We start from the raw sequence: 7,895 nt of genomic DNA, 5'->3' as shown, positions 1-7,895 counted from the left end.
GGTCCCGGGTACGGACCGAAATCCGGCCACCGCTCCGGCCCGGAGTCGTAGAGTCGGAGGCATGGATACCGAAGGGACCGTTCGGGTCGACGCGTGGATCTGGTCCGTCCGGCTGACCAAGACCCGCTCCCAGGCCGCCTCCGCCTGCCGCGCCGGCCACGTCCGCGTCAACGGCGAGCGCGTCAAACCTGCCCACGCCCTGCGCGTCGGCGATCAGCTCCGCCTCTTCCACGCGGGCCGCGAACGCCTGGTCACCGTCTCCGGCATCCTCCGCAAGCGGGTCGGCGCCCCCGTCGCCGTCCAGGCATACGTGGACAACAGCCCCCCGCCCCCGCCCAGGGAGTTCACCGCCCCGGTGGCCATCCGCGACCGAGGCACAGGCCGCCCGACCAAGCGCGACCGCCGCGAACTGGAACGCCTCCAGGGCCCGCCGAAGCCGTAGTAGCGCCGTACGCCGCCGTTGTCCGTGGAGTGTTCTCGTACGGGAAGATCGCGGCCGCCGACACCCGCGCGCCCATGGCGGTCATTTCGGCGATCGCCCGGTCCCGGCTGCCACAGAGGCACTGCCCGCGCCCGCCCTCCGGCCGGGTCCGGTGGTGTCAGGTGACGAGGAGGGTGGCCAGGGCTGGGCCGAAGGCGCCGCCGAGTTGGTAGGAGAGGGCGGTCAGGGCGAGGGTTGCCCCCCGGTGGGGGGCGGGTGCGGCTTGGGTGGCCCGTACGGTGCACCAGGCCATGGCCGCTGTGGCGGCGAATATCGCGATGGCGATGCTCGCGGTGTGCGCGACCGGCCAGGACAGGGTGAGCGGCAGGGCGGCGGCCAGGGTTCCGGCGGTGCCGAGGACGGTGGCGGTGATGGCGGGGGAGAGCCGGGCGGCCCGTCTGGTGAAGAGGAGCGAGGCGGTTGAGCCCCCGGCGAGTGCGATGAGTGTCGCGGTGCCGACGTGGGTGGCCGACCAGTGCAGTTCCAGTTGCCGGGGCACTGTGTAGAGGAGCGTGAAGTAGGACGTCGACAGTGCGCAGGCGGCCACGGCCGCCGCCCGGAAGGTGCGTGAGCCGAGAACCGGCCGGGGGACGAAGCCGTCGGGGCGCCGGCGGATGTGGGCGGCCAGGAGGAGGCCCGCCACTGCCGCCGCGATGAGTGCGTACTGGGGGAAGCGGGGGAGCAGGACCAGTGCGCTGACGACGGCTGTCACCAGGGCGATGCCCGGGCCGTCGGTGCGGGCCTTGTGCCCGGGTGCCGGGAGGTCGCGGGTGTGGCGCAGCACGGAGGGGATGGCGAGCAGGGCGGGCAGCGAGAGACACATCGGCAGGCGCCAGGTGGCCTCGGACAGGGCGGAGCCGGCCAGCGGGCCGAACGCGCCGACCAGCCCGACGCCCGCGGTGACGGTGCCGGTCCGGGCGGCGGTGCCCGCCAGGGCGAGGGCGATGGTGGCCAGGCCCCCGCCGCCGGCGGCCTGTGCGGCGCGGCCCGCCAGCAGGACGGGCAGGGTGGGCGCGAGGGCCGCCAGGAGGGTGCCGAGCAGGACGAGCGCCGCGTTCGACGCGATGGCGGCGCGGTGGCCGCGGGCGCCGATCAGCGCTGCGGTGAGGGGGGCGCCGAGGACGGCGCCCCAGCCGAACGCGGTACCGATCCAGGTGGCGTCGGCGGTGGAGACGCTCAGGCTCTGCGCCACCTCGGGGATGACCGTGGTGGCGGTGTTCGCGCTGAGTGAGCTGGGGGTGGCGAGGAGGGCGAGGACCAGGACGGGCGCGTATCCGCTGCGGGACGTCAGAGTGACCATTCAGCCAAAGTACACCGACTAGTGCAATATTTGCACTACATGGTTTACATTGAGTGGACGTCAACGAGAGAAGCGATAAGGAAACGAGGGGACCCGGCATGAACCAGCTCAATGTCCTTGCCCTGTCGGGCAGTCTGCGCTCGGGGTCGCACAACACCGCACTGCTGCGCGCCGCGCGCAAGCTGAACCCCGGCGGGATGGTCATCGGCATCGACTCCGGTCTGGGCGGGCTGCCGCTGTACAGCCAGGACCTGGACACCGGGACGCCACCCGAGCCGGTCGCCGCCCTGCGATCGCGTATCGCCGCCGCCGACGCCCTGCTGATCGCCACCCCCGAGCACAACGCCTCGGTCCCCGCCGCCCTGAAGAACGCCATCGACTGGGTCAGTACGGCGCCCGGCGCCCTGCTGGACGGCAAGCCCGTGGCCATCGCGGGAGCCTCCCCCGGCCCCTTCGGTTCCGTACGCGCCCAACTGGCCCTGCGCCAGATCCTCGTGTCCGTCGGCGCGGACGTCCTGGCGAAACCCGAGGTGACGGTGTTCCGCTGCGACACGCGCTTCGACGCGAACGGCGCTCTCGCCGACGCCCACTCCGCGGAACTGCTCGTCGCCCTGCTCGGCGCGCTGGCCCACCGGGCGAGGACGTATGCGTAGCCGGGGGGTGAGGGTGCTTGCGCAGGCGGGCGAGGTTGCTCACGCAGCCGGGTGAGGGCGTGTACGCAGCCGGGCCGGGACGCGTGCACAGCCGGGCCGGGACGTATGCGCAGCCGGGCCAGGACGCGTACGTACCCGGGCCAGGACGCGTACGTACCCGGGCCGGGACGCGTGCGTAAGCTGCCCGGGGCGGTTTCCGCCGGGGCACCGACCCCGAGAAGAACCGGCGCATCGACCCGCGAGGAAAGGTACGGACGTCCATGACTGGTCGCGAGCCGCCGTCGCACGGCAGGCCCGAGAAGCGGCGGGCGATCACGCAGGCCGCCCGCGAGGTGTTCGGGCGCGACGGCTACAGCCGTGCCAGCGTCGACGCCATCGCCGCCGCCGCCGGCGTCTCGAAGCGGACGATCTACAACCACTTCGACCACAAGGAGGAGTTGTTCCAGACGGTCGCCCTGGAAGGGGCGCACGACGTCACCGCCGCGATCGAGCAGATCATGGACCGTCATCTGCGCAAGATCGTGGATCTGGAACAGGATCTGACCGACTTCTCCCTCGATCGCGTCACGGCGGTCACCGCCTTCCCCGACCACTTCGCCCTGGTCCGCGCGATCGAGGCCGAGGCGGCCAGGATCCCCACTCCGGTGCTCAAGGCATGGATCGAAGCGGGACCGCAGACGGCGCACCTCCGCCTCGCCCCCTACCTCCGCGCGATCGCCGACCGGGGCCTCCTCCGTATCGCCGACGCGGAACAGGCAGCCGCCCACCTCACCCTTCTGACCATCACCGACGTCAACCAGCAGACCTTCTACGGCGCGGTCCCGCTCCCTCCGGAACGGGTCACCGACATCGTCACCGCCGGAGTCCGCGCCTTCCTCCGCTGCTACGCGCCCGCGCCGGACTGACGGCTCGCGCAGCTCGCGCGCCGGACAGCTCGCGCGCCGGACCGGCAGTTCGCGCACCACGGCGTGCGGTCGGGCCGGCATCTGGGGGCATTCGATAATGATGTTATTGTTATTGAACTCGCACTCCCAGAGAGGACCCGCATATGTTCATCGGCGCCAACGGCATCCGCCTCCACGTCAGCGACACCGGCAGCGGTGAGCCGGTCGTCTTCCTGCACGGCGGCAGCATGGACTCGACCATGTGGAAGCCGCAGATCGAGCACTTCGCGGCCGGCTACCGCTGTCTGGCGTGGGACGCCCGCAGCCACGGGAAGTCCGACACCACACTCGGCCCCCACACCTACGAGATGTTCAGCCGGGATCTGTACGACCTGATGGAGTCGCTCGTCCTGGACCGGGCGCATATCGTCGGCCTCTCCATGGGCGGCATGATCGCGATGCAGTTCGCGACGGACCACCCCGACCGCGTCAGCACGCTGTCCCTGATGTGCACCCTGGCCAGGGCCGGTGACGCGCGCCCGGAGTTCATCGACGAGGTCGCCGCGATGGCGGACAACCCCACCGACACCATGGGACTGGAGGCCCTGAACGGTGTGGTGTCCCCCGTCACGCTCAGGGAACGGCCGGAGCTGCTCACCGAGGTGTACGAGCAGCATCTCCGCGCCGACCCGGGCATGGCCGAACGGCTGCTGCCCGCGTTCCGCCGGCTCGATCTCACCGACCGGCTGAGCCGGCTCACCGTGCCGACCGTGGTGCTGTGCGGCGAACACGACGAACTCTTCACCCCGCTGGCGGCCCACCAGCACATCGCCGACACCGTCCCCGGGGCGAAGCTGTTCGTCGTCCCCGACGCCGCCCATGTCGCCAACATGGAGAACCCGGCGTTCGTCAACGACGTTCTCGCCCGGCACTTCGCCACCTCCCCGTAACCCGGCCCTTCGCCACCTCTCCGTAACCCGGCCCTTCGCCACCTCTCCGTAACAGGGCCCCGGCAACTCCGTTCCCGACGACACAGCGAAGAGATGACCACGATGGAAACCCAGCGCAAGGTGCTCACCACGATCTCCGAAGCGGCGGCAGCGGTCGGCGTACGGGTGTGGCTGCACGCCGTCGACATCGACAGCGGGCGCTCACTGAGCATCGACGGTGACGCCCCCGTCGTCACCGCCTCCGTGTTCAAGGTGCCGGTGGCCGTCGAACTGGCCCGGCAGGCCGCCGCCGGTGAGGTGGATCTCGCCGAGCGGATCACCGTCTCGCCCGAGGGCGCGGCCCCGTCGCCGTACGGACTCGCCACCTTCCGCCACGAGTCGACCCTGTCCCTGCACGACCTGGCGATGCTGATGATCGGCATCAGCGACAACGTCGCCACCGACCTGGTGATGGACCGGACCGGCAGGGAGCCGATCGCGAAGCTGCTGGCCGGTCTCGGTCTCCAGCACACCGCCGTGCCTCAGAACTGCGCGGAACTCCTGGCCGACATCTGCGAGGACCTCGGCATCGTCTACGAGGACGACGAACGCGCGCTCGCCGCCCTCCCCCTGGAGAAGGTGATGGGAATCCGCGCGCTGAAGCCGGAGCACACCTGCCGGACCACGGCGGCGGAGATGACCCGGCTCCTTTCCCTGGTGTGGCAGGACAAGGCGGCGCCGCCGCAGGCGTGTGCGGACGTACGGAACTGGATGGGGCGCCAGGTGTGGCCCCACCGGCTGCGCTCCGGGTTCACCGGCGACGGCATCCGGGTGTCCGGCAAGACCGGCACCCTGCCGAGCGTGCGCAACGAGGTGGGCGTCGTCGAGTACCCCGACGGCGGGCGGTACGCGGTGGGCGTGTTCACCCAGTCGACCGACATCCGGTCGCAGGTGCCCGCGCGAGACGCCTTCATCGGCTTCGCGGCGGCGCGTGCGGTGGAGTGGCTGCGAAGCCGAGAGCTGGCCGCCGAGCGCTGAGGCGCTGATCCCGCCGGAGTCTGCCGGATTCTGCCCGCCGCCGGATTTTGCCTATCGGTACGGCGACCGTAACGTCGTCGCCGAACCGGCAGTACCCGGCTGTCCTGTCCTGCCCTGCCCACCGACCGGTCGTGAGACGGAGTACGACGATGCGGCACACCCGTACGGAGTCCAGGGAGCACAACCGTGCCGCCCTGCTCGCCTCGGCACGCCGATTGGTGGCCGACGAGGGCACCGGTGTGTCACTGAGCGCGATCGCCCGTGGGGCCGACCTCACCACCGGCGCCGTCTACTCGATCTTCGGCAGCAAGAGCAATCTGCTCGTCGCCGTCCTGGCGGATCAGTTCGACGCCGCGCTCGCCCGGATCGACACCCTGATCGGCACGGACGGCGGCCTCGTGGACACACTCCGCGTCTACAGCCGGGGCTGGCTGGCCAGTGCATCCGGGGAGAGCGTCGAGCAGTACCGGATCGAGCTGCACACCGTACTGCTGGCCACCGAGGACGCCGATGTCCGCGAACAGATGCTCCAGTTGAAGAATCATGAACTGGAACGGCTGACCGAGCTGCTGACGGACCGGATCGTCTCCCCCGCCGAGCCCGCAACCCCCGCAGCCGCCGACGTCCCAGCAGCCCCCGCCGTCCCCGAGCGTCGCACCAGCCGGTACGAAGCCGAGAGGATCGCCATCGCCCTGCGGGCCCTGCTCCACGGGTTCGCGCTCCAGCGCGTCTACGACACCGGGAACAGCGCGGACGACATCGTGGGCGCGGCCTGCGCGGCCCTCGCCCATCTCATCGCCCCCGAGATCCCGGAGGCACCTGAGGCAACGGAGGCGACGGACGCGCCCGAGGCACCGGACGCCCCCGACGCGGGCCGCGCCTGAGGCTCCTTCCGTGGCCGGCCCCGGCGAGACACGGGTCACACGCGTCCATGTCACAGGGCGCCGGGCCACCTCGTCTCAGGGGGTGAAGCCGCTGATGGCCGGTGACGGCCGCCGCGGCCCCTGCTGAGGACCACGGAGGAGCACACCATGGACGCGCGACTCAACTACTTCGCCAGCCCGGTGGCCGGCCAAGCCTTCAAGCACTTCATGTCGGCGGGCAAGGTACTCAAGGAATCATCGCTGCCGACGGCGACACAGGAACTGGTGGCGCTTCGCGTGAGCCAGATCAACGGCTGCGCCGTCTGTATCGACATGCACACCAAGGAAGCCGCCGCCGCGGGCGAGACCTCGGTGCGGCTGAGCCTGGTGGCCGCGTGGCGGGAGGCCACCGTATTCACCGACGCAGAGCGGGCCGCGTTGGAGCTGGCCGAGCAGGGGACCCGGGTCGCGGACGCGGCCGAGGGAGTCAGCGACGAGGTGTGGGCGCGTGCCGCCGAGCACTACGACGAGGAGCAGCTCACCCTCCTGGTGACCCTGGTGTCCTTCATGAACACGGCGAACCGGCTGAACATCATCACCCGGCAGCCCGCCGGCGACTACAAGCCCGGTCAGTTTCACTGAAGGCACTGGCACCGGGAGGCGCAAGGAGGGGTTCGGATGAGCCAGGCGGAGGAGACCGGCAAGGCCGAGGAGTTCGAGGCCCACGCGTTCAAGGCCGAGGAGTTCGAGGCCCACGCGTTCAAGGCCGATGAGTTCAAGGCCGAGGAGTTCGAGGAGCTGCGACCGCTGCTGTTCTCGATCGCCTACCGGATTCTGGGCAGTGTGGGCGAGGCCGAGGACGCGGTGCAGGAGGCATGGCTGCGCTTCGACGGCTCGGCGACCCGGCCCACGTCCGCCAAGGCGTTTCTGTCCGCCACGGTGACGCGGATCTCGATCGACGTACTGCGCTCCGCGCGGGTACGGCGGGAGGCATACGTGGGCCCGTGGTTCCCCGAGCCGCTCCTCAGGGATCCGTACGAGGACCCGGCCCGCTCGGCGGAACTGGCCGACTCGGTGTCGATGGCGGCGCTGCTGCTCCTGGAGCGGCTCAGCCCGCTGGAACGTTCGGTGTTCGTCCTGAGGGAGGTGTTCGCCTTCGGGTTCGACGAGATCGCCACGGCGGTGGGGCGGTCGGAGGCGGCATGCCGGCAACTGCTCGTACGGGCGCGGCGGCACATGAAGGCCGGACGGCCACGGTTCGAGGCGGACCGTCAGCAGCGGCAGGAGCTGGCGGCGCGGTTCTTCGACGCGCTGAAGGACGGTGACGTGGGCGCGCTGCGGCAACTGCTGGCCGCCGATGTGCAGGTGATCGGGGACGGCGGCGGCAAGGCCCCGCAGTTGGCCAGGCCCGTCATCGGTGCCGAGAAGGCTGCCCAGCTGTTTGCCGCCTTCCTCCCCCGGCTGGCGCTGATCGATGTGACGGTCGAGCCGCGTGAGGTCAACGGCCAGCCGGGCGGGATCTTCCGGGACCGGGACGGCAAGGTGCTCTATGTCCTGGCCCTTGACGTGCTGGACGGCCGGATCCAGACCATCCGCTCGGTGATCAACCCCGACAAGCTCGGCCACCTCGGGCCGGTCGCCGACGCCTGGGCCGTCGCCCGCGACCTGAAGCGGGCCGGCGGGTAGCCGCCTGGAGAGTGGTCGTGGGCCTGTTCATCCACCTGCGGCCGACCTACGTGGACGGGCC

Annotated in this window: 9 protein-coding genes; 8 read left to right on the top strand and 1 reads right to left on the bottom strand. The window is 71.0% G+C overall.

Features of this window, described 5'->3' with window-relative positions:
* The first annotated feature begins 61 nt into the window (after positions 1-61).
* Positions 62-442, top strand: a complete 381-nt coding sequence (locus ACWF94_RS26690; protein ID WP_453493559.1) for an RNA-binding S4 domain-containing protein — start codon at positions 62-64, stop codon at positions 440-442.
* A 157-nt stretch (positions 443-599) separates the two neighbouring features.
* Here ACWF94_RS26690 and ACWF94_RS26685 read toward each other — a convergent pair whose 3' ends face one another.
* Entirely contained in the window at positions 600-1,781 is a 1,182-nt protein-coding gene (locus ACWF94_RS26685) for an MFS transporter (protein ID WP_453493556.1), read from the bottom strand.
* A gap of 98 nt (positions 1,782-1,879) precedes the next feature.
* On the opposite strand from ACWF94_RS26685, the gene ACWF94_RS26680 reads away from it, so the two are divergent.
* The 7 genes from ACWF94_RS26680 (at position 1,880) to ACWF94_RS26650 (ending at position 7,834) form a co-directional block, all read left to right on the top strand.
* Positions 1,880-2,434 carry an NADPH-dependent FMN reductase gene (locus ACWF94_RS26680; protein ID WP_453493553.1) on the top strand — a complete coding sequence of 185 codons (555 nt, stop codon included), beginning with the start codon at positions 1,880-1,882 and terminating at the stop codon, positions 2,432-2,434.
* Between the two features lie 260 nt (positions 2,435-2,694).
* A complete protein-coding gene (locus tag ACWF94_RS26675) occupies positions 2,695-3,339 on the top strand; it encodes a TetR/AcrR family transcriptional regulator (RefSeq protein ID WP_453493551.1) in 645 nt (214 codons plus the stop codon).
* Positions 3,340-3,482: 143 nt separating this feature from the next.
* A complete protein-coding gene (locus ACWF94_RS26670) occupies positions 3,483-4,268 on the top strand; it encodes an alpha/beta fold hydrolase (RefSeq protein WP_453493548.1) in 786 nt (261 codons plus the stop codon).
* Positions 4,269-4,361: 93 nt separating this feature from the next.
* Positions 4,362-5,285: a serine hydrolase gene (locus tag ACWF94_RS26665; RefSeq protein ID WP_453493545.1), complete on the top strand. Its 924-nt coding sequence runs from the start codon at positions 4,362-4,364 to the stop codon at positions 5,283-5,285.
* Positions 5,286-5,434: 149 nt separating this feature from the next.
* Positions 5,435-6,169 (top strand): TetR/AcrR family transcriptional regulator, encoded by a 735-nt coding sequence (locus ACWF94_RS26660; RefSeq protein WP_453493542.1) that lies wholly within the window; start codon positions 5,435-5,437, stop codon positions 6,167-6,169.
* Between the two features lie 147 nt (positions 6,170-6,316).
* Positions 6,317-6,790, top strand: a complete 474-nt coding sequence (locus tag ACWF94_RS26655; RefSeq protein ID WP_453493539.1) for a carboxymuconolactone decarboxylase family protein — start codon at positions 6,317-6,319, stop codon at positions 6,788-6,790.
* Positions 6,791-6,826: 36 nt separating this feature from the next.
* Positions 6,827-7,834 (top strand): RNA polymerase sigma-70 factor, encoded by a 1,008-nt coding sequence (locus ACWF94_RS26650; RefSeq protein ID WP_453493536.1) that lies wholly within the window; start codon positions 6,827-6,829, stop codon positions 7,832-7,834.
* Positions 7,835-7,895 lie beyond the last annotated feature (61 nt).

This window comes from Streptomyces sp. NPDC055078 (assembly GCF_053607985.1).
Note: the sequence above shows the minus strand (reverse complement) of the source record. Positions and strands in the feature narration are given on the sequence as shown.

Bases quoted from the DNA above. Each gene is read 5' to 3' on its own strand.
- ACWF94_RS26690 (WP_453493559.1), top strand. From the start codon at position 62: ATGGATACCGAAGGGACCGTTCGGGTCGACGCGTGGATCTGGTCCGTC.
- ACWF94_RS26685 (WP_453493556.1), bottom strand. From the start codon at position 1,781: ATGGTCACTCTGACGTCCCGCAGCGGATACGCGCCCGTCCTGGTCCTC.
- ACWF94_RS26680 (WP_453493553.1), top strand. From the start codon at position 1,880: ATGAACCAGCTCAATGTCCTTGCCCTGTCGGGCAGTCTGCGCTCGGGG.
- ACWF94_RS26675 (WP_453493551.1), top strand. From the start codon at position 2,695: ATGACTGGTCGCGAGCCGCCGTCGCACGGCAGGCCCGAGAAGCGGCGG.
- ACWF94_RS26670 (WP_453493548.1), top strand. From the start codon at position 3,483: ATGTTCATCGGCGCCAACGGCATCCGCCTCCACGTCAGCGACACCGGC.
- ACWF94_RS26665 (WP_453493545.1), top strand. From the start codon at position 4,362: ATGACCACGATGGAAACCCAGCGCAAGGTGCTCACCACGATCTCCGAA.
- ACWF94_RS26660 (WP_453493542.1), top strand. From the start codon at position 5,435: ATGCGGCACACCCGTACGGAGTCCAGGGAGCACAACCGTGCCGCCCTG.
- ACWF94_RS26655 (WP_453493539.1), top strand. From the start codon at position 6,317: ATGGACGCGCGACTCAACTACTTCGCCAGCCCGGTGGCCGGCCAAGCC.
- ACWF94_RS26650 (WP_453493536.1), top strand. From the start codon at position 6,827: ATGAGCCAGGCGGAGGAGACCGGCAAGGCCGAGGAGTTCGAGGCCCAC.